This window comes from Candidatus Alcyoniella australis, assembly GCA_030765605.1.
In the GTDB taxonomy this organism is placed as follows: Bacteria; Lernaellota; Lernaellaia; order JAVCCG01; family Alcyoniellaceae; genus Alcyoniella; species Alcyoniella australis.
The window spans coordinates 1-21,974 of sequence record JAVCCG010000079.1; the positions used below are offsets into that span (position 1 = coordinate 1).

Genomic DNA, 21,974 nt, shown 5'->3' on the forward strand with positions numbered 1-21,974 from the left:
CCGCGACCTCCGGCGCCGCCCATTCCCATGCCGAAATGGCTCTGCACGTTGGGGGCGGAGGCGCTGGACAATGTACCGGATTTGTACTGCTCAACAGCCTGCCGCACTTGGCCGCTGACACCGGTAATCACCTGTATTCCGGCCGCGCCGAATGTCTGAAATGCGTTCGGGCCACAATTGCCGGTCAGCACGATCGACACGTCTTCGTTCGACATGAGCTGCGCGGACTGGATCCCTGCGCCGCCCCCCAATGCAATATTGGGGTTTTGAATGGACTTGAACTCTAATGTGTCCGGATCGATGATTAAAAAGTAGGAGCAACGCCCGAAACGTGTCTCAATCGTATCATCAAGCGTCGGTCCGGTGGATGTTACGGCAATCTTCATTTCTATATTCTCCTTTATTGTATTGCTTTGCTGAGTTGATCCCCAAGATGAACAATGGCCTTAAAAGCCGGCCCTTTCCCGTACTCAATGACTGTTTTTCCCGCCATCAGTGCATCGTTCACATTGTGATCAAAAGGAATCCTGCCGATAACGCGGGATCCCATTTCTTGGGCAATGGTTTCGATCCGCTGGGCCTGTTCCATATTAAGATCGGCCTTGTTGATAACGATAAGTGCGGGAATGCGGAAATGTTCTGTGAGTTGAAGCACGCGCTGCATATCGTGAACGCCCGAAACCGTGGGTTCGGTGACAATTAAAACTCGATCCGCGCCGCTGACGGAGGCAATTACAGGGCAACCGGTTCCCGGTGGGCCGTCGCCAAGGATAAGTTCCTTTTTCAAATCCCGGGCAAGATCCGCGGCAACATTGCGCACCTGGGCCACAAGCCGTCCTGAATTTTCCTCCGCGATTCCCAGCCGTGCGTGTGCCATCGGCCCGTAGTCCGTTCCCGATATATACCATTTGCCCACAGTACTCGGCGTGGTGCTAATGGCGTCAAAATCGCACACGTGTTGACACAGACCGCAGCCTTCGCAGGCCAGGTCGTCAACTCGATAGGTTCCCTGCTCATCATCAGGACGGATCGCGCTGAAATGGCAGGCATCAGCGCACAGGCCGCAACCTGTGCACTTTGAGGCGTCAATTACTGTTTTCTGTCCGCCGACAAAGTCATGCGCTTCGCGAACTGTGGGCGCGAGAAGCAGGTGCAGATCCGCGGCGTCCACATCGTTATCAGCCAAAATCTTGTTGTCGGAAAGCAGGGCCAGCGAGGCAACCACCGTGGTTTTGCCCGAACCTCCCTTCCCGCTGATTACAGTTATTTCATTGTAATTATCAGCAGTTCCAGTTGAAAATGGTTTTAACGTTTCCGTTGTTACAAAAAAGTCTTCTTCCTCGGGAGGATCGGGCGGCAAACTCCCAACCAAACCCAGAAGGTCGTCGTAAATGCCCAGGAGATTGTCCTTTAATTCGGGAAAAATGTGTGTCAATACCGCTCCGCCGGAATATGCCTCTGCATATTCGCGCTTATATGGAATTCGGCCGACAATTGGGACACCGACGCGTTCGGCGTATTCCGCGATAATTGTATCGGTTCCATCCGAACGGTTGACGATGATGCCGGTCGGGACTTTTCTCTCCAAAGCAAGTCCCACCGCCAGCTTTAAATCGTTCAGACCGAAAGGCGTGGGTTCCGTGACCAAAATAGCCACATCCGCATCGGTAACGGATTCGACCACCGGGCATGAGGTGCCCGGCGAGGCGTCAATGATATTGATCGTCTCGGGGTCGCAATATGTTTTTACCTGCCGAACCACGGAAGGAGCCAAAGCTTCCGCGATATTCAAAATACCGTGCGCGAAAAAGAACGGCTGATTTTCAGGGGCGAGCTCAACCCACCCGATCTCGACCGGCTTTTCCCAGAGTGCCTTTTCCGGGCAAATATAGGAACAAACCCCGCACGAATGACAGAGTTCATTAAAAATCAAGACTTTGCTTTTTACCACCGCGATGGCGTTGTAATGACAGGCTTCAGCGCACTTACCACAGCCCGTGCATAATTTTTCTTTCCACACGGGTTTCATGACTTCAACGGGTTTTCTCTCGGTGAATTCCGGTTGAACAAATAGATGATCGTTGGGCTCTTCAACATCACAGTCAAGGAGACGGACCTTATCTCCACGTTCAGCCAGCGCATAAGCCAAATTAACTGCGAAAGTAGTTTTGCCAGTCCCGCCTTTGCCGCTGGCGATTGCTATATTCATCAAACATCCTCCTGATACGGATCTTTTCCTGCTTGGCTATTTCTACTAAATAAGGATAAACCACCAAATATTCGGCGGCTTATCCTTTTGGAACAGCCGAACCTTCCGTTATCTTCGTCGATTATTCTTTTGGTGCTTTGGTTTCCAGTTCGTCAATCCGTTTTTGGATTTGCGCAAGGGAGTTTGCGAAATAGCTCGCTTGTCCCTTAAGCGCCTCGATCGACTGTTCCCGAGTCGGCGACGCGCCATAAGGCATGGCATACGGCGCGCTATATCCATACCCGGCATAGGGCACGGCCCAACGCCCGCCTCGGCCTCCGCGGAAACCGAAGCCCATGCCGCGACCGCGACCGAAACCAACGCCGTATCCACGTCCCGAAATCGGATTGGCGAATCCGGGCTCCTGGTATCCGGCACAATAACCCGCGGCTCGCCCTGTCATGGATCCCATTCCACCAGGACCGGTTCCATCTCCACGTGGCATGATATTATCCTTCCTTTGTTATTGTAAAATTACATTCATCTCTTTCAGGCGCGCCACCCGCGAAAACGTTTGCGGTGGTTAATCTCGAATCCCGGCATATGGAATGTGCCCGCCATCAAGCTGCCGCTTAAGTAGGCTTCGAGCACTTGTTGAGCTTCGCCGGATATAAAAGGAATCACCTGAATGCGGTAAACTTCGATCGTACGCGCAAATCCAACGGAGATAGCCCCGCAAATCAAAACCCGTGTTCCCCATCCGGACAATTTCAACGCGCGCGAATAGGGCAATTCAGCCCCCAGCAATTCACGGCGCTTGCCGACCACCTTTCCGTCTTTGATTTCAGCAACAAGCACCGTGCGAGCGGAATCAAAAACAGGTGAAATTCTATTGCCCCACACAGCCAGGGCGATTTTCAGTTGGCGCTCACTCATCATCGGACATATAAAGCATTTTGTGTGCCAGATGTGCAAGCACACGACAGAAGTAATAATTACGCTTTGATTACTTAGTGTTATGCGACCTAGGGGCAGGTTGGCAGTCAGTTACCACAGCAGATAGAGTCGCACTAATGCAATTATAGGAGCGCATAGGGTCGCGTCAATGCAACCCTACCTTTCCCTTTTTAGCCTGGACCGGCCATCAATTTTCGGAACGTCTATTTCGAAAGCCTTAAGTTTTCTGAAAAGCGTACTTTTATGCATGCCAAGTTCGCGGGCGGTCGCCTGGCGGTTGTAATTGTTGCGCTTTAGTGCATCCAGTATCGCCTGAGCTTCCACTGATCTCAAAGCGACGTCAATTGTGCCGCGTGTGGTCGGGCGGGGAATCGGGCCTATCAGGCTCTCCGGCAGGCAATGCAGTTCGATCTGTCCCTCAGGGCAAATCACAAACGCATGCTCGATGATGTTCTCCAATTCCCGAATATTGCCAGGGTAATTGTGCGACATGAGCAAAGCAAAGGTCTCCCGGCTGATACCCGTGATATTTTTTCCGCGTAAGAGGTTGAGCCGATTGATAAAGCGTTCAACAAGCAGCGTGATATCTTCCTTGCGGTCGCGCAAGGGCGGAAGCTCGAGGCGCACCACGTTTATGCGGTAAAAAAGGTCCTGCCGAAAAGTCCCGCTTTTCACCATTTTTGAGAGATCTCTATTTGCGGCGGTAATGACGCGCACATCCGCCTTGACCTCATGCGTAGCCCCAAGCGGCTGAAAGGTCCGCTCCTGCAATACTCGCAGCAGCCGCACCTGGAAGGCGGCGCTGACATCCCCGATTTCATCCAAGAAAATGCTTCCACCTTCAGCACGAGAAAAGTGCCCTGGTTTGTCTTTGGTCGCGTTGGTGAAAGCCCCGGCTTTATATCCAAAAAGCTCCGATTCCAATAAGGTTTCCGGCAGGGCGCCGCAGTTGATCGCGACAAACGGCTTTTCCCGACGAGAACTCAACTCGTGAATGGCGCGGGCCAGAAGCTCCTTTCCTGTCCCTGTTTCTCCCTGAATCAATACCGTGCTGTCGCTTTCCGCCACCTGGGGCAGAATGCTGAAAATTTTATGCATAGATGAACTGCGGCTAACCATGTCGCCGACTTGAAAACGACCATCCAATTCCTTTCGCAATTCTTCCACTATGCTCATATCGCGGAATGTTTCAACGCCGCCCAACACCTTGCCGGTTTCGTCCTTGAGCAAGGAGGTGCATACCACGACCGGTATCCGCCTTTGCTTGCTGTTGACGATGTGTGTGGACGTGTCGACAAAATCCTTGCCCAGCTTCAACGTGCGGCGAAGGGCGCAGTCTTTTTCGCACATGTTGGAACGAAACACCTCCCAGCAGTGCTTGTCGATGGCCTCTGCTCGAAGAATTCCCGTGATCTCCTCGGCAGCGCGGTTGAACGAAGTGATGCGCCAGTTGTGGTCCACGGTGAACACTCCGTTGGAAATGCTCTCCAAAATGATTTCCGTTACGTGGTGGTTTAGGCTGCCGGATTTCATTTCTTGTCCACCCTATCCAGGTCAATGCTTTAAAATCCCTGATGAAAGATGATACACCATTGTGCCTTATCCCCGTAAATTATTGCTAATAGTCAGTGATCTTAATTCCTTAGCACCTATATCGGATAGCGGTGAAGATGAATGCCGGTCGATAGGAGGTGGTCTGCCCCCCGATTTCTGGACTGCTCAGACTCTCACTTTGCCGGTATGATCCGGCGGTGAGCAAAGGAACTGGGAAATCGGCCGGTGCGGAGACCGTGTGCACCTCCTGTTTATAAAGGTAGGTCTATCGTCGGCTTGTACAGACTGGCGTATACATCCGGTGATGTGAGCGTTCCAGAAGTAGCCTTATGCAAGTACTCCTCGCCAAGAAGCCGATAGCCAAATATTCCTAAATGCTGACGCAGGGCGACGTTCGCCAGGACCAGGCCATTTTGTGAGCGGAACCAAGAAACCAGGAAACAGAGCAGCAAACGAACCATTTTCAGCGGATTTTGAGCCTTCATGTTGACAAGGTAGCCCGATTCAGCCATGCTCATAACATCTTGATTTCATTGACGGACGAGTTTTGGCGAGGGACAGGTGCGGACAGGCTTTCGATCGAACCCAGGACCCCAGGAAACCGAGCATCAGACGAACCATTTTTGGTAAATGATGAGCCTTCATGTTGACAAAATAACTCGATCCGGATATCTTATAAATTCGTTAATTTCATTGCCGAATGAGTTTTGGCGAGCGACAACGCCGCGAGCACGCCCTTGATAGAAAGGCCGCGTAGTGAAATTTTGTGTCCAAGAACCTGGGTGCGGTACATCTCGCGGTCTCGCTGTTATAGTTCTGGTTTCATTTCTGGCCCTATCCTGTTCGACTCTCTATCGCGAGCCCCCTCGGGAACAGATAACGGTCGCCCTCGACCGTAAGATGCCGGAGCGAATCGCCGTGATGCCGGTAAAGAACATGACCGCGGACATGGACGCCCCCGAGGAATTTCAGAACCGGACCGTCGGGTCCGTAATCGCCCGCGGTTACTCTGTTGCCCCCCCGGAGATGGTCAAACGCAAGCTCGAAGATGAAGGAATATATATAGCGGAAGAGCTCTACCTGATACCGATTAAGGAGCTCGGCGAAATCATGGACGTGGACGGCATCCTGATGACCACAGTCACCGAATGGGACATGGTTATCCTGCCGACGCATACCAGATTCGAGGTGGGAGCCAGGTTCGAGCTGTATCTGACACAGTCCGAGACCCTTGTCTGGTCATGGGATGATCGAATTAAAATAACGACGCCCTACATGCCCAGCGCTCACTTTACCGGAAACGCGTGGGTCAGCCTGTTATGCGGCAAGGCATTTTCGACTTTGCCTAAATGCCGGTCCTCATCTAGAATACCGGTTGTGTTTTAAAACCGAGCAAGAGAGAGAAAATGAGAAAAACAACGGAATTAATATCTTTCATCGCAGCGTTGTCTTTCCTGCTGTTTCAGTTGAATGGTTGCTTTAGCTTGGCTTCGCAAGGTAACGAAATGTTGGGTGCCATTGGTACCGAGTATCAGGATAAACCTGATGTTGCAATCGAGTCAGATTTGGAATCCAGAAGCGAGGCGGAGGACAACATTTGGATCGACGAGGATTTCCTCGAAAAGAATCCACAAGCTAGAATTGTTCATCTATTAAGCTTTGAAGCCGCGCAGTACAAGACCGTTTTCGATAGGAAAGATAAATGGATCGATGCGGTCATGTCGCCGAACGGTCGGTATGTGGCTTATCGGCTGGATGCGCCTGAAATCAATTTTGACGGGCGCTGGCAACAAAACGAACTAATTGGCATCGATTCAACTAAAGTTCCTCGGCTGTATATATTGGATGTCGATAATCAAAACACGCTGGCAATCCCCGGAGACAATGAAAAAGTCGTGGTGTTCTCCAAGGGAAGAACGAATAGCGCACCAAGATGGGCGTTCTCCTCGGATTCGCAACGTTTCGCTTGTGTCGTGTTCGATATCGCCAGCCAGAGTTATCTATTGAGAATCGTGGATATAAATACCGGCCAAACAGAGGATATAGCGGGTCTGGGACTGCTTACCGGCTTGCCGAGCTTCGTCGGATGGCTGAATAACGATGAAGGTTTGGTAGTTTTAATGGCCCGTAGATCAGAATATACTTATCAGTTTTCTAACAATCCTTACTCCAGGGAAAACGCTACCAAGGATATAAACCAGTGGAGGGCGGCGAGCAGTACCAATTTAGAGCTCTATATAATGAAACAGGGGCAAATCGACAAGCCTGAAATTATCATAAAAAACATAGAGCGTTATTATGTCGATTATGCTAATGACCGCTTGTGTGTCGGCTACGTGACGGTTAATCTGAGCATGCCCGAGGGCAGTAATTATTCCTATGGTATTAAAGCATATGATATAGATCAAGGTGAAATATTCGAATTTAACGAGATCATAGATATCGGCTTTACAAAAAGCTACGATGCACCGTGGGTGTCGGTGAGTGCGAGCGGAACGTACTTGGCGGCTCCCATATCCTTGAAAGGCAAAGGGCTGCGTTTGATAAATATAGATACCGGGAACAACATCGACTTCGAAAATGTATCGAGATGGGGCTGTTACGGCGTCTGGTCGAAAGACGAAAGTTATTTTATTCGAAGAGACATACATCCGATTAAGTATTTCTGCAACGGGCGGATGGAAAAGCTCGACCTGCCTCCCCAGTCAAAAATGCACTGGCTGCCCAATGGAAATAGCATGCTCTATTTCGATGGTACTTTAGGCGGTCTGCTATCGTCGAGCGCAAAGCTGATACTTGCGGATGTAGATGACCAATGCCATACCATTGTGATGATTTCAGAGCTTGGAAGCAATACGAATTTGCGTTCGCTGACAGAAGACGGGGAAAGGGCGTTGATCACGACCAACAAACCTAAAAAGACGATCGATATCTGGTTGCTGGAGCTTCCCGATTTTGAGCAATAACGGCTCGGAGATCCACCTGTTGGGATTGAGGTTGAAAGCGAAAATTAGGGCCTAAAAACAACCTGTCCCTCTCCAAAACTAGATCGTGGGTGATTTCAACCGTGAATTTGGGTCATCGCCCATCCGTAGCAGCGGGTCGCCATCAGTGGGAGCATCGGCCTGGACAGGGGTTCAAGGTAAATTCCGTCAGCTGGACGCACCGCGGCCTATTCGACGTATCCCGCGCCTCAGCCTGAACTCGCCGAACCCTACGCCACGTCGCGCCACTCGTAGCGATGGTGCAGGCCGCCGATTCTCGGTAGGGCGATAACCCGCGCGGCATAAGAAGTGCGGCGTTGGGCGGGCCGTGAGATCGGCGCGTCCTTCGCCAATCCATAGTGGCAGCGGTCGGAGCAGCACGGCGGATCGCGCCTTGCTCATCGCGGGTACGGTCATCCTGTTGCGGCAAAAAGTTTTTCCACCTCAGCCATCATTGAGAAGTCCTGGACGCCCATTCGAAAATCGTCTATCCAACCCCGCCAAAAATAAGGACTCGCAAGTCTTCGAACCTACGGGCCTTTTCTCCTTTGACCACGGCTTGCACATGCTATTTATAAAACCCTTGTTGCAGCGTAGAATCTGCTCGCAGCAGTCGGTTTAAACAATTCGGCCCTGATGGAAGAAGTCCGCTTTGAGAATACACCCTGATGCCGCGATCTGGACGCTCGTCGTGGCGTTGCTGCTTTGCTGCGCCTGTGCCGCGGACAGCGACGCGGACGATGATGACGACGATGCAGCCGGGGACGACGATGCTGTGGATGACGACGATTTTGGCGATGACGACGACGCGCCCAATCCATACCAGGGGATGCAACCCGACGGCCTGATGATCGTCGAGATTCTGGGCATCGCCAGCCACATGTCCACCGGCCCGCAATACAGCTGGCCGCGTGAGTTCGAGATCGAGCAATCGGTGGCCGCGGGCGTGCACACCTCGCGCCGCGGGTTCTATTGGAACCACATCGAGCCCCAGGACGACCAGTGGCAGTTCGCGGGCTACGACGTGATGATCGACCTGTTGGTCCAGGCCGGGCTGACTCCGATGGCGATGCTCACGCGCGGCGTGAGCTGGGCCATGCCCAACGGCAGCCCCAGCGACATCGACCCTGCGGTCTTCGCGGACTTCACCGGCACCGTGGCCCAGCGCTACGCCGATCAGATCGACCTCTACGAGATCTGGAACGAGCCCAACATGGGGCGCTTCTGGTCGCCCCAGGCTGATCCCGAGCATTTCGGGCTGCTGCTCAAGGCCGCCTATGCCGGCGTGCATGAGCAGGACCCCACGGCCCAGGTATTGTTCGGCGGCCTTAGCCCGCTTGACGACAACCTGTTCGACCCGCGCGGCATCTGGAACTTCGTCGCGCGCGTGGGCGAGGCGCATCCGGACCTCTGCCAGCACATCGACGGTCTGGCGATCCATCCCTACACTTTCCTGCAACAGCCCGGGCCGGAGTACTCGCTGGACCTGGGTTTCTATCGCTACCCCAACCTGCGCGACAGCATCGGCCAGGCGCGCGGCCTGCTCGAGCAGCTGGGCTGCGGCGAGATCCCGATCCACCTGACGGAGATGGGCTGGCCGAGCCTGCTGATCGGCCAGGAGCGTCAGGCCGCGTATTTTCAGCGGGGCGTGCTGCTTGCGGCCTCGATCAATGTGCAGAGCTTCTGCTGGTACACGTTCTTTGATGAGACGCCCGATTCAACGATTCCAACCGAGGACTACTTCGGCCTCTACCACTTGCCCGACGAGGACGAGCTGACCGACCCGCCGCCCAAGGAGGCTTATCACACGCTGGTCGGCCTCAACCAGGTGTTGGGGCAATCGCGCTACGCCGGCGACCTGGGCGCGGTCCTGGGGTGGGATGAGGCAAACTTCGCGCTGGTCTTTGTCGACGACGCCGACGCCTGGACCGTGGCCCTCTGGCACTTCAGCGAAAAGTTCAACGAGCAGGCGCAGGCCGCCGTGCCATTGCACCCCGCGGCCGTGGGCCAATGGACACTGTTCGACGAACACGGAGCCGAGCTCGAGAGCGGAGATGCGACGGACGCGGAGCTCGAGTTGACGATCTCGGGCGAGGTGCGCTTCCTGCGCTTCTGGGTCCAGCCGGAATCGTGATCAACCGCGTCGCGCGGAAGATCGTCTTACTTGCGATTTATGATCCGGACCGCTGGTCGAAGCGCCGCGCAAAGAGAATGCTGGCCATGGTGACCCTCAACATCTGGACCGTGCCGCCTGCCACGCGCCAAGCCAGCGCGTCGCGGTGCATGCGCTCCACCGGAAACTCGCGGCTGTAGCCGTATCCGCCGAAAATCAACATCGCCTCGTTGGTCACCTCGGCCACCATCTCGTTGGCAAAACACTTGCCCATGGCCGATTCGTACATCGAGGGGAAGCCGCGCCCGGCTCCCAGTGCCGCGCGGTAGACCAGCAGACGCGCTGCGTCGAGCTTGGTGGCCATGTCCACGATCTTGAACTGCACGTCCTGAAACTCGCAGATCGGGCGGCCGAAGGCCTGGCGCTCCACAGCGTAGCGCTTGGCCTCATCCACCGCGGCCCCGGCCACGCCCAGGCACATCGCCGAGTTGCCGCAGCGTTCCAGGTCGAAGGTGGTCATCAGGTTGCGGAACTCGCCGATCTTGATCACCACCGCTTCGCTCGGCACGAACACGTCCTCGAAGATCAGGTCGCACGAGGGCATGCCGCGCAGGCCCATGAATTGTTCCTGCCTGCCGAAGCTGAACCCGGGCGCGCCCTTGGGCACCAGCACCGCGCCGATCCCCTTGTACCCCGGCGTGTCGCCAAAGCGGCAGTAGACCAGGTAGTGGCTGGCCACTCCCGCGCCGGTGATGAAGGTCTTGCGGCCGTTGAGCAAATAGCCGCCGTCGTGTTCCACCAGTTTGGTGCTCAGGCTCGTCAGGTCGGAGCCGGCCTCGGGCTCGGTCATGCAGACCGACACGCTCAGCTCACCGCGACACACGCCGGGCAGCACTTCCTGTTTGTGTTCCGTGGTGCCGAAAGAATCGATCACGCGCACCGGCCCGACGTTGGATTCGAACACCGGCGCCGCGATCATCGGCGAGAAACGCGCCAGGGTTTCGATCGCCAGCACCGCGTCGATTCCCGGCCGCCCGCCGCCGCCGTACTCAGGCGAGACAGTCATGCCCAGCAGCCCCATCTCGCCAAAGGTCTTCATCAGCGCGTGCGGGAACTCGCCGCTCTCGTCGACTTCGGCGGCCAGCTTGCGGAAGTTCTCGCGCTCGCCCATGCGCTGCAAGGTATCAACGAGCATTTTCTGTTCGTCGCTAAATTCGAAATTCATTTACTGTTCCTTATTGGGTCGGGTTGATCAGGCAAGCGCGGTCAGCTGCCGCACGTCGGCCAGTTGGTCAAGCCCCATCGTTAGTGCGCAGATTCGATCGAGCGTTGCCGGGTCTTGGCTGCGGCCAAACGCGCGCAGCTTGGCCGCCAGGTCATCGGCGCTCAGCGGGTCGCGTGGATCGCCCTTGGGAATATCGATCTGTTTGCTGCGCAGCTCACCGTCATCCATGGTGATCTGCACCCGGCTCGCCGTGTACTCGGGGTAGCGATCGTTGAGCTCCGGATCGATGCTCACGCGCACCTTGGCGGCCAGGCTTTGCAGCTGCGGGTCGCTGATCCGCTCCTCGCGCACCTGGGCCGGGCCCATGGCCCGGTCCAGCAGGCAGGCGGCAACTACATAGGGGATCGAGAATTGCGCGGAGACGAACGTGCTCGATGCGTCAACCGGCTTGCCCACGGCGATCATCGCGATGCCGTAGGTCAACGCTTCGATGGTTGTGATTCGTTCCACCGCGAACCCCGGCTGATCCGCCAGCTCCAGCGCGGCCTGGGCGCAGCCGTGCGTGTGACGGCAGGCGGTGAACGGTTTGAAATAGATGTCCATGATCGAGAACGACTCGCCCAGCCCCTCCGTGATGCGATCCATCTGCGGCTCGCTGTTAGTGGTGATCTTGGTGAACCCGCCGCCCAGATGCGAGCCCTCGAGCACGTAGGGCGGGCCGCTGATTCCGGCCGCGGCCAACCCGGCGGCACTTAGGGCGACGCTGGCAGCCTGGCCGCCTTGTAGGATCTTGGCCGTGAATCCACCCATCAGGGTTTCGGCCATACTCAGCGGCAGCAGATATCCGGCAATGCCCAAGGCGTTGAGCAGCGTTGCGTTATCCAGACCCATCAGCATCCCGGCAGCCGCGGTCGCGCCGAACGTCCCGCAGGTGCCGGTGGGTAAAAAACCGCCCAGGGTGTGGAATGGATGTATGGCGGCCGCGATCCGGCCCGCGACCTCGTACCCGGCCACGATCGCGGTGATCAGCTCCTTGCCCGAACAGCCGCGCTGCTCGGCCACGGCCAGTGCCGCGGGGATCACGGCCACCCCCGGATGATTGCCGCCGAAGCGCAGCCCGTCCTGCGCCTCGATCGCCTCTGCCGCCACGCCGTTGAGCAACGCAGCTTGGTGCGCTCCGGTGCGCAATTTGCAACCCAGGGCCGTGGCCTGGGGCGGCCCGTCCAGGGAGCGCACATAGTCGGTCACGCTGCGCACGGCCTCGAGCTCGTGCGAGCCGTAGACGTTGGCCAAAAAATCGAGGAAGCACAGCCGAGTCTTTGCGACCACCGGCTGCGGCAATTGATCGAAGGTCAGATCGGTACAGAACTTTGCCAGCTTGCGCGCGTACTCCATGGTTGCCCTCACACGTATCCGCGGCTCTCGTAGACCGCGATCATCCCTTGAGGATCGAGCACCTCGCGCAGCACCCGCAGTTCCTCGGCGCTGGGCGGCGGTGTTTCGCACACGTCGTCGGCGATGCGCAAATCCCACGGCGTGCACTGCACGATCTCGTCGATGGTGTTCCCCGGGTGATAGCTGGCCAGATAGGCCTCGCCCGTTGATTTGTCAAAACGCATCAGCGCCTTGTTGGTGATCAAGGCGTGCGGCCCGGTGTCCGGCGGCAGCCCGGCCCGTTCGCGACCGTCCGGGCCGTCGATGTACCCCGGCGTGGTGATGAAGTCCACGCGCGCGGCCAGACGGCGCTTGTCGTGCAGCGCGATGATCAGCACCTTGCGGGCCAGCGAGCCGATCGGGTTGGCGCCGCCGCTTCCGGGCAGGCGGCTGCGGGGATTGTCGTAGGGGCCGATGCAGGTGGTGTTGATGTTGCCGAAACGGTCGACCTGGCTGCCGGCCAGAAACCCGACGTCGACCCAGCCGCCCTGGAGGAACATGCCCATCACCTCGATCAACCCGCCGATCATCGCCGCGCCGGGATTGAGGCACGGATCGCCCACCGAGAGCGCCGGGCGCTTGGGCGCGGCGTCGTAGACCCCGGACTCCTGCATCATCCGCGCGTTGGGCGCGTGGGTGTGACGCGCGATGTTGGCCGACATCGTGGGGAAGCCGGTGCCCACGATCACCACCTCGTGGTCCTCGATCTCGCGCGCGCCGCAGCAGGCGATCAGTTCCGGTTTGATGTAGTCGCCCAAGTCAGTGCCCATCGTTCACCCCGAATTTAATATGCGTAGCTCACCGGGTAGCTGTAATCGAACTCCGACTGCAACCCCTTGAAGGTCGAGTATCCGAACGTCTCGATGAAGTGCTGGACGTATTCCTCACGGTTCGTCACGCCGAAAACCCACTCGTCGAGAAAGGCCTGGAAGCCCTCGGTGGTCTCGGATGCGGACTTGTAGAGGTTGGCAAACGTCATGTCCACGTCGTAGAACCCCGGCGCATAACCCGGGTGCGCTCCGAACGGCTCCTGGACCACCGCGACCACCTTGAAGTCCGGGACAATGGTGCGCGAGGGGTCCTTGCCGATCACCTCGCGGTCCACGATCCGCTCGCAGCTGACGATCACCTTGCGTGCGGCGTTGGCGCCCATCTGGCAGTCGCCGCCGATGCCCCAGATCTGGGCGTTGCCCTCGGCGTCGGACTGCTGCACGTGGATGATCGCCACGTCGGGATTGAGCGCCGGGACCAGCAGCGTGTTCTTGCCGTCGAAGGGCGATTGAATCAGCTTGTACTTGTCCTCGCCCATGAACGAGCGCACGTTGAGCAAATCCGAGCCGAGCATGTCCTTACTGGGCACGAACGGCAGGCCCATGGCACCGGCCATCAGCATCAGCGGCAGCGAGAGGTTGGTGTACTCCTCGACCTCAATCGCGTGGGGGATCTGCTGCTCCATCGCGCGGCGATAGCAGCGCCCCAGGCCGAAAAATCCCAGCGAGAGAAACGTCGAGACGAAGCGTTTCACCGCGCCCGCGCCGATCAGCATGTCGAAATCGTCGGCCGCGTTGCTGCGCACGATGGTCAGGCCGCTGCGGCGCTGGCGGATAATCTCGTGGATCGCGGCGAACGGCGTGCGGCAGATGTACCCGCCGATAAACAGGAAGCTGTCGTCGGGCACGTGGTCGGCCACCGCCTCGCGCATGGTGCAAACTTTACTCATCGTCCTCCTCCGCCCGCCTCGTATTCGGTGCGGCTGATGATCTCGTCCTGGGCAATGTCGCTCAGTCCGGTGAACAGCGCCGAGTAGCCGCTGACGCGCACCACCAGGTCCGCGAAATTCCCGGGCCGCTGCTGCGCATCGCACAATGTCTGCGAATCGACCATGTTGAACTGCACCTGCACACCGCCGTCGGCAAAGTAGGTGCGCAACAGCGCGGCCAAGGTCTGCGGATCCAGCCGCGTCGGGTGAAAACGCAGGTTGAGGTTCACGCCGTTGGTCGCCCGATTCAGCGGCAGCTTGGTCACCGAGTTCATTACCGCGGTCGGCCCGTTGAGCGCGTTGCCGTTGGTGGGAGTGATGCCGTTGCCCAGCACGTCGCCGGCGTTGCGCCCATCGGCGCTGGCAGCGGCGAACGCGCCCATTGCGATGTGGAACCCTACCGAGAATACGCCGGGCCAGAATCGTCCGCCACGGAAGTGGGGCAGTGCGCCGGCCCGCTGACAGAAGTGCTCCAACACCCGAGCCGCCAGCGCGTCGACCTCGTCGCAATCGTTGCCGTACTTGGCAATCTTGTGCAGGAAGTAGCTGCGTTGCTCCTCGGCGTCCTCCCAGTCCTCGGCCAGCAGCTCGGCCAGCTTTGCCAGTGGCAGCGTGTGATCCTCGAACACGGCCTTGCGGATCGCGTACAGGCTGTCCGCGACGTTGGCGAAGCCGATCAACTGTAGGCCCGTGGAGTTGTAGACCGCGCCGCCGGAGGTGAGGTCGATCCCCTTTTCCAGCGGCCCCTCGATCATCGCCGAGGCAAACGGCGAGGGGACGAGCTGGGCGATGGTGCTGTCGAGCACCTCCATGCCCGTGGCCATCTGCCCCAGGAAGTGCGTCACCTGGCTATCGTAAGCGTTCCAGATATCCTCGAACGAGTCGAACTGCGCCGGATCGCCGGTCTGCGGCCCTGAACGGTAGCCGAAGATGTGATCGATGCCGTCGGAAAGCGCCAGTTCCAGGCACTTGATGCCGCTAAACTGCACGGCGAATGTCGAGCCGAAGGTCTTGCCCTGGGCGCTGGGCTCGAGACAGCCCACCACGCCGTAGTCGCGTGCGTCCTCGAGAGTGTGCCCAGCGCGGGTCAGGGCATCGATGATCGCCGCGTCGTTAAACAGATGCAGGGCCACGCCGTCCTTGGCGTATTGCAGCGCCCGCAGCATCAGCTCCTGCGGCGCGTCCGGGCCGAGGCGCACACCGAAGTTGGGCTGCACCGTGCGCACGTCGGCATAGGCGTCCAGGCCGATGTAGCTCAGCTCGCAGGTGGCGTCAGCGCCGTCGCGGCCCAGGCCGCCCACGGTCACGTTCTGCGTGGTCTTGCCCTCGGTCCCCTCGCCGCCGGGAATGAAGGCCTCCTCGAGGATGTTCCAGATCTCGTTGGTCTTGATAAACAGGCACGCCAGCAGCTCGCGCGCCTGCTGCGGCTGGATGCGGCCGGCCTGCAGGTCGGCCTCGTAATAGGGGCGCAGCACCTGATCGATGCGGCCCAGCGAAATCGAGTTGCCGCCCGATTCGATCTGCGCGATGAGGTGGATGAAGTACACGCTTTGCAGCGCCTCGTGGAACGTGGACGCCGGATGTTCGGGCACGCGACGGCAGACCGCGGCGATCGTGCGCAGCTCGTCCGCGCGCAGCGGGTCGGCGCAGATCGCGGCCTGGCGCTCGGCCTCGTCCGCGTAGCGGTTGGCAAAGACTATGGCGGCCCCCAGAGAGCGGATCACCGCCCCGTAGAACAGCCCTTTTTCGCCCGAGCGCTCCTGCGGCACCAGCGCGTCCAGCCGTTGCTGCGTCTCGGCGATCACCCCGCGAAGCCCCAGGCCGAGCATCCGCGAATGGTTCATCGTGAAGTGGCCGATGCCGTAGGTGATCTCGAGGATCATCGTGAAGATGTACTTGTCTATGTCCGCGGCCACGTCAGCGGGCAGGCGCTGCTCAAGCAGCTCCTCCACCGTGCGTCCGCGCCAGAACGGCAGAATCTCCTCGCGCAGCTCGCGCTGCTCAAGATCGGTGATCCCGACCTTTTGCAGCACACGATCTTCGAACGAATCCAGGTCGGTCTCGATCCAGCGCGCCTTGTTCTCAGGAAAGAACGGCGCGCCCTTGAGCTTGGAGGTTCGGCAGCCGACGATCAGCTCGTCGTCGCGGATGATCACGCTGATGTTGGCCAGAATGTTTTCAAGCGCCAGGCTGATGCGCGTCAGCGCGTGCTCGTCCCAATGCTGGGACATCGCCTGGGTCAGATAGCGCGCGCGCTCCACGCAGGCCTCGCGCGGCGCGTTGATGATCCGCTGGCGCAGGCGGCCGATGCGGCCGTCGCGCTGCTTGGTCAAGTCGATCGCCGGTTCGGTCATGGTCTCACACCTTGATGTCCATCTGGTTGAGCAGGATCTTGTCACGTAGCGCCGCGGGCAACAGCCGGTTGATCTGCATGAAAAAGCGGCTCTTGAAATCGATCTGGTTATGCATGGCCATCTTGTCCGCGCGTATCACCTGGATGATCTTCTGCGCGGCCTGCAGCGGATTGGGCGCGGTCTTGATCAGCTCGTTGTCGCGATCGATGAAGCGCTTGGCGCGTGCGCGATAGGGCGAGCCCTCGGGCGGCAGCTTGTGGATTTTTGCCGCGAAATCCGTGGAGACCTGCGCCGGTTGCACCAACGCCACCTGAATGCCGTACGGCTCCACTTCGTAGCGCAACGAGAGCACCAGCCCCTCGACCGCGAACTTGCTGGCCGAGTAGATCGACTCGAACGGGAACGGGATCTGCCCGACCAGCGAGGACATGGCGATCAGTTTGCCCGCGCCGTGCTCGCGCATCGAGGGGACAAAGGCCTGGAAGATCGCCGCAGTGCCGATGACGTTGATCTCCATGCACTTGTTCGCGCGCTCCAGGTCGACCTCCTCGAACGGGCCGAAGAAGCCGATCCCCACGTTGGAGAGCACCACGTCGACGTGGCCGAACTTTTTGAGCACGCTGTCACGGAAACGCAGAATGCCGGGACGATCGTCGATGCTCAGCGCCTCGAGCAGCGACTGGCCCTTGAGCGCGTCGAGCTCGCTACGCAGCGAGTCGATCCCCTTGGCGTCCACGTCAAAACCAGCCACCGCGTCCCCGTTGGCTGCCAGAAGTTTTGCTACTTCGCGACCGATTCCCTGGGCCAATCCCGTGATCACCACAACCTGCATCTGCGACCCCTTTCTTTAATGCTGACGAACCCTCATGAATAATCCTGGCTAGTCGCTTTGCTGCGCGCCGATTTGGCGCATCGACTCGGCGAAATCCGGATAGATCAGTTTATATCCAGTCGCCTTGAGGCGACTGTTGTCCAACACGTAATCGTCGTACAGATAACGCACCGCGTCCGGCTCCAGGTCCGGAATGCGGCCGCGTCGGCCCGCGATCAGCGCGTCGACCCGGGCCACGGCGCTGACCAGCGCCAGCGGCAAATGCAGTTGCGGAGGTTTGGATTCGAACGTCTTGGCGGCCAATGTCAGCGCCTGCTCGAGCGTCGGATGGCTGTCGTCGACTAGGTTGAACGCCCGGCCCACAGCCTGCTCCTGGTGCGACAAATGCTCGACAGCTCCGGCCACATCCTCGGCCCGGATGTTGGACAGCAGCTGCCCGCCTTTTCCGGGAATGGCGAAGATCGAGGTCGGACGCGAGAAGGCCTTGCCCGCGCCGTCGTTGCACCCCGGGCCGTAGACCGTGCACGGCCGGGTGATGATCGCGGGGAAACCCTGCTCGATCCGTTTCCAAACCACGTCCTCGCCGTCGCGCTTGCTGCGGCCGTAATCCTCCTGCGGTTGGCGCGGATCGTCCTCTTTAAACGGTCGACCGCAATACGGGCCGTACACGCTGCTCGAGCCCACATGCACATAGGCCCGCACCCCCGCGTCCAGGGCGAGCTGCGTAATGCGCTCCACGCCGATCACGTTGGTGGGGCGCAGCTTGGCATAGGGCGTGGAGAAATTGCAGATTGCGCCCAGGTGAAACACGCGGTCCACGCCGCCCTCAAACAGCGGCGGCAGGGTCTCGGGCAAGGTCAGATCAGCGGCCACATACTCGACGCCCAAGCGCTCGAAAAACGAGAGGTCGCGCCGCGGACGGGCCGTGGCTCGCACGCGCACGCCCTGGCGCGCCAGATGTTCCACCATGTGCCGACCCATGAAGCCGGCCGCCCCGGTCACCAGCGTTATACCGTCGAATTGCATGCTCAACCCGTTGCGCGGTCCGCTGCCCGCTGCTGTTCGGTTTTTTTAGATGAGTTCGCCGCATCCGATTCGCGCAGCTCCACGGCCGCGCGCCTAAGCCAGCCCAGCATGGTCTGATTGAGCTCCAGTCCCAGCTCGGCCACCAGGCGCGCGTAATCGCTGCCCCGCAGGCGCGTGGACAGATACTCCTCGCGCTCGCGCAACTCTTGCTCGTATTGGTCGATCTGCTCCTGCACGGCCTGGAGCGCGGCTTGCGAATCGCCCAGGCCAAAGAACGGAAAACGGATCAGGAACGAATCGCGCAGCACCATCCGTCGCTCTGGAGGGCTGTTGAGCCAGGCGGCGAAAACCTCGCGCCCCTTGGGAGTGATCGAGTAAAGCTTGCGCGGCGGCGCGGCAGGTTGCGGCACCTGGGTCATGCTCACCAGCCGCTCTTTGTGCATCGCGGAAAGGGCCGGGTAGATCTGGCCGAAGTTGATCGTCCACATTGCGCCGAAGTCGCGCTCGATGATCTGTTTGATGCGGTAGCCGTGCAGGTCTTTGTTCTGCAGCAGCCCCAGGATCACGTACTTGATCGACATCGCCAGTCCCGCTATTTGGTAAGGATCAGCTCGGTCAGCCCCATTTCCTGCAGCGCGATGGGGAACATGCGGAAGGCCGGTTTGACCACAGGCAGCAGCTTGAGCATCTTGATTATGTTCCCGCCCTGCTTGACCTTGCCCCTGGCCACTGCGGCGATGGGGTTCTCCATGCCGTGCCAGAAGCGGTGCGAGTGGTCGGCCGATTGCTTGGACCACACGTCCTCTTTAATCTGGCAGGGGCCCAGGTAGAACGTGCCGTAGTGGTCGGGCTGCGCAGGCGGGTTCTTCAGATCGATAGTGATCTCGCCGTCGGGATCAGTGTAGATGAACTTGATTACGATCCCGGCCTTGGCCATCTTCGGGCCGATCTTCTCGTCGGTCAAAATGCGCTTGAGGAAATAGCCGTAGATCTCGTAGAGCTGGTCCAGGTCTTTGTAATAAGTTCCCATGCCGCGCCTCCCCATAGTGCCCGGCCGGTATTGCGCCGGCCCGGAGTTCCCCTGATCGGCTACAGCGAAATACTATATTGAAAGTATATAGTGGTCAATTCCAATGTCACTGCTGGCCCGGATTATTCATGAGGGTTCGTTAGCGAGGCACACAAGGCGCCGCAAATACAAGGAAGCGCTCCAAGCTCAAAGTACAACGATGATCTGCACGACGCGGAGCGACTCGTTGACCAACGACTAGAGCAATACGCGAGTTTTGCAGGCGGCTCAAGGCCGCCTCCGCAGGCGTACCCGCTGCGGTACGTCGAGGACGGATCGGCGAGGATGACGAAGTTATTGCGAGCAGATTGTGCGCCGTAGTAGAAGCTTCATGAATAATGCGGGCTGGCGTCAGGTCGAGGCGCGTTGATCCAGGGTTACGTTGTCAGCCTTGACGTTGGCGTGTTTGCGGTCGTTGTGATCGAGAATGCGCTTACGCACTCGAATCGAGCGAGGCGTGAACTCGACCAGTTCGTCGTCGTTGATGAACTCGATCGCCTCCTCGATGCTCAGGACCTTGTGCGGCTTGACAAAGTTTTTTTCGTCAGCGCCTGCCGAGCGGACGTTGCTGAGTCTCTTGGCCTTGCCCGGGTTGATCACGAGGTCGTTGTCCCGCGTGTGCCAACCCACGATCTGCCCGGCGTAGACCTTGGTCCCCGAGCCCATGAAAAACACACCGCGGTCCTCGAGCTTCCACAGCGCGTAAGCCACGGTCGTACAATCCTCCAAGGCAATCATCGCGCCGTTCACACGATCGGCGATCTCACCGGCCCAGGGCCCGTATTCGTGGAAGACCGCGTTGAACACGCCGGTGCCGCGCGTCTCGGTGAGGAACCGCGAACGGTATCCGATCAATCCCCGCGTGGGGACCACGAATTCCACGCGCGTACGCCCTTCCCCCACGTCCCGTATATTGATGATCCGGCCGAAACGCTGGCTCAGCGATTCGATAATCGTGCCGACGTGCACGCTCTGGACATCGGCCGTGACGATCTCATAAGGTTCGAGCGTCTCGCCGGATTCGTCCGTCTTCGTCACGACCTTGGGGCGCGAGACCATGAATTCGTAGCCCTCGCGGCGCATGGTTTCGATCAAGACCGAGAGGTGCAGCTCGCCGCGTCCGATGACGTTGAAGGAGTCCGGCGAATCCGTCGTTTCCACGCGCATGGAGACGTTCGATTTCTTTTCCCGTTCCAGACGCTCGGCGATCTTGGCGCTGGTGACGAACTTGCCTTCCTTGCCGCAGGTGGGCGAGGTGTTGGTCATCATCGCAATTTTAACGGTCGGCGCGTCGATCTGGATCATCGGCAGGACGCGCGGGTTGTCCACCGAGGTCAGCGTCTCCCCGACGCCCGGCGCTTCCATGCCGGTAATGGCCACGATGTCCCCGGCCACCGCCTGGTCCTGCGCCAGCCGGTGCAGCCCGCGGAATCCGAAAATCTGGTTGATGCGAAACTCGTCCCGGCTGCCGTCGTGGCGGATCATCAACGCGTGCTCGCCGGGCCGGAAAACGCCCGACTCCACACGGCCGATGGCCATGCTCCCCACGAACCCGTCATGGTCGAACGTCGCCACCTGCATCGCGGGCGCGGCCTGCGGATCGATCATCGGGGCCGGCACGTGTTCGCAGATCTTTTTCAGCAGCGGGGTCAGATCGCCAGGCTCGTCATCGGGTGAGGCCTGCGTATAGCCCAGCTTCGCCGAGGCGAAGATCACCGGGAACTCGCACTGCTTTTCAGTGGCTCCCAGCGAGATGAACAGATCGAGTACCGCGTCCGCCGCGGCCTGGGGATCGCAGCCCGGCCGGTCGATCTTGTTGATTACCACGATCGGGTGCAGCCCGCGCGCCAAAGCTTTTTGGGTTACGAAACGCGTCTGCGGCATCGGGCCTTCGAAAGCATCGACCAGCAGCAGCGCAGAGTCAACCATGTGCATCACGCGTTCGACCTCGCCGCCGAAATCCGCGTGCCCGGGGGTGTCCACCACGTTAATATGATATCCGTCGAATTCCAGCGACGTGCACTTGGAGAGGATCGTGATGCCGCGCTCCCGCTCGAGCTCCCCTGAATCCAGGGCCTGTTCGATCTCGTCCTCGCCGCGCTTAAAACTGCCCGACTGCCCCAGTAGCTTGTCCACCAGCGTGGTCTTGCCGTGATCAACGTGGGCGATGATTGCGATGTTCCTGATTTTCTCGGCTGTTCGCTCTGTAGCGGGCACATAGCCCATGGGAATTCCTCGCGTGCAGATCACGTTTAATGCATTGCGCCGTCTTTGTTGGGAGACGTACGGACGGATCCCCGGTTGACCGGGATCTTCGATGGTGCTTTCTACACCCAGTCGGGGCGGTTTCGCAATGGTCCAGGTTGCTTTCGCCGAAAAATTACAGCGGATGCCGACAAAGGTTTTGCGGGCCGTTCAGAAGAATGCGGGCGCGTCGGCCCCGGGCGCGCTTGTTATCTGTGTATAACCTTTTTTATCG

At 58.9% G+C, this 21,974-nt stretch carries 18 protein-coding genes; 3 read left to right on the plus strand and 15 right to left on the minus strand.

Annotated features, from left to right (window positions below):
• The 5 genes from P9M14_08625 to P9M14_08645 form a co-directional block, all read right to left on the minus strand.
• Positions 1–386: NifB/NifX family molybdenum-iron cluster-binding protein (locus P9M14_08625; protein ID MDP8255800.1), on the minus strand; the 386-nt coding region annotated here is incomplete at its 3' end.
• 14 nt (positions 387–400) lie between these two features.
• On the minus strand, positions 401–2,209 hold the full coding sequence (locus P9M14_08630; GenBank protein ID MDP8255801.1) for a P-loop NTPase: 1,809 nt from the start codon (positions 2,207–2,209) through the stop codon (positions 401–403).
• A 528-nt stretch (positions 2,210–2,737) separates the two neighbouring features.
• On the minus strand, positions 2,738–3,124 hold the full coding sequence (locus P9M14_08635) for a NifB/NifX family molybdenum-iron cluster-binding protein (GenBank protein ID MDP8255802.1): 387 nt from the start codon (positions 3,122–3,124) through the stop codon (positions 2,738–2,740).
• 177 nt (positions 3,125–3,301) lie between these two features.
• Positions 3,302–4,678, minus strand: coding sequence for a sigma 54-interacting transcriptional regulator (locus P9M14_08640; protein ID MDP8255803.1), 1,377 nt, complete (start codon positions 4,676–4,678; stop codon positions 3,302–3,304).
• Between the two features lie 272 nt (positions 4,679–4,950).
• Entirely contained in the window at positions 4,951–5,211 is a 261-nt protein-coding gene (locus tag P9M14_08645; protein MDP8255804.1) for a hypothetical protein, read from the minus strand.
• 388 nt (positions 5,212–5,599) lie between these two features.
• Between P9M14_08645 and P9M14_08650 the strand changes: the two genes are divergently transcribed.
• The 3 genes from P9M14_08650 to P9M14_08660 all read left to right on the plus strand — a co-directional run bounded on the left by P9M14_08650 (position 5,600) and on the right by P9M14_08660 (position 9,817).
• The gene (locus P9M14_08650) at positions 5,600–6,085 is read left to right on the plus strand and encodes a DUF799 family lipoprotein (protein ID MDP8255805.1); all 486 of its coding nucleotides are present in this window, start codon (positions 5,600–5,602) and stop codon (positions 6,083–6,085) included.
• 20 nt (positions 6,086–6,105) lie between these two features.
• Entirely contained in the window at positions 6,106–7,665 is a 1,560-nt protein-coding gene (locus P9M14_08655) for a hypothetical protein (GenBank protein MDP8255806.1), read from the plus strand.
• A 670-nt stretch (positions 7,666–8,335) separates the two neighbouring features.
• The gene (locus P9M14_08660; GenBank protein ID MDP8255807.1) at positions 8,336–9,817 is read left to right on the plus strand and encodes a hypothetical protein; all 1,482 of its coding nucleotides are present in this window, start codon (positions 8,336–8,338) and stop codon (positions 9,815–9,817) included.
• A gap of 37 nt (positions 9,818–9,854) precedes the next feature.
• Here P9M14_08660 and P9M14_08665 read toward each other — a convergent pair whose 3' ends face one another.
• From P9M14_08665 to typA, 10 genes are all read right to left on the minus strand, one after another.
• Entirely contained in the window at positions 9,855–11,021 is a 1,167-nt protein-coding gene (locus P9M14_08665) for an acyl-CoA dehydrogenase family protein (protein MDP8255808.1), read from the minus strand.
• A gap of 27 nt (positions 11,022–11,048) precedes the next feature.
• Positions 11,049–12,416, minus strand: coding sequence for an MmgE/PrpD family protein (locus tag P9M14_08670; GenBank protein MDP8255809.1), 1,368 nt, complete (start codon positions 12,414–12,416; stop codon positions 11,049–11,051).
• Positions 12,417–12,424: 8 nt separating this feature from the next.
• On the minus strand, positions 12,425–13,225 hold the full coding sequence (locus P9M14_08675; GenBank protein MDP8255810.1) for a CoA-transferase: 801 nt from the start codon (positions 13,223–13,225) through the stop codon (positions 12,425–12,427).
• A 14-nt stretch (positions 13,226–13,239) separates the two neighbouring features.
• On the minus strand, positions 13,240–14,175 hold the full coding sequence (locus P9M14_08680; protein MDP8255811.1) for a CoA-transferase: 936 nt from the start codon (positions 14,173–14,175) through the stop codon (positions 13,240–13,242).
• Positions 14,172–16,568: a pyruvate formate lyase family protein gene (locus tag P9M14_08685; protein MDP8255812.1), complete on the minus strand. Its 2,397-nt coding sequence runs from the start codon at positions 16,566–16,568 to the stop codon at positions 14,172–14,174. The genes P9M14_08680 and P9M14_08685 overlap by 4 nt, the downstream gene beginning before the upstream one ends.
• Positions 16,569–16,572: 4 nt before the next feature.
• Positions 16,573–17,400, minus strand: coding sequence for an SDR family NAD(P)-dependent oxidoreductase (locus P9M14_08690; GenBank protein ID MDP8255813.1), 828 nt, complete (start codon positions 17,398–17,400; stop codon positions 16,573–16,575).
• Positions 17,401–17,448: 48 nt separating this feature from the next.
• Positions 17,449–18,426, minus strand: a complete 978-nt coding sequence (locus P9M14_08695; GenBank protein MDP8255814.1) for an NAD-dependent epimerase/dehydratase family protein — start codon at positions 18,424–18,426, stop codon at positions 17,449–17,451.
• A 2-nt stretch (positions 18,427–18,428) separates the two neighbouring features.
• Positions 18,429–19,007, minus strand: a complete 579-nt coding sequence (locus P9M14_08700) for a PadR family transcriptional regulator (GenBank protein MDP8255815.1) — start codon at positions 19,005–19,007, stop codon at positions 18,429–18,431.
• 11 nt (positions 19,008–19,018) lie between these two features.
• The gene (locus tag P9M14_08705; GenBank protein MDP8255816.1) at positions 19,019–19,456 is read right to left on the minus strand and encodes a hypothetical protein; all 438 of its coding nucleotides are present in this window, start codon (positions 19,454–19,456) and stop codon (positions 19,019–19,021) included.
• A 390-nt stretch (positions 19,457–19,846) separates the two neighbouring features.
• Positions 19,847–21,721 (minus strand): translational GTPase TypA, encoded by a 1,875-nt coding sequence (gene typA / locus P9M14_08710; protein MDP8255817.1) that lies wholly within the window; start codon positions 21,719–21,721, stop codon positions 19,847–19,849.
• Positions 21,722–21,974 lie beyond the last annotated feature (253 nt).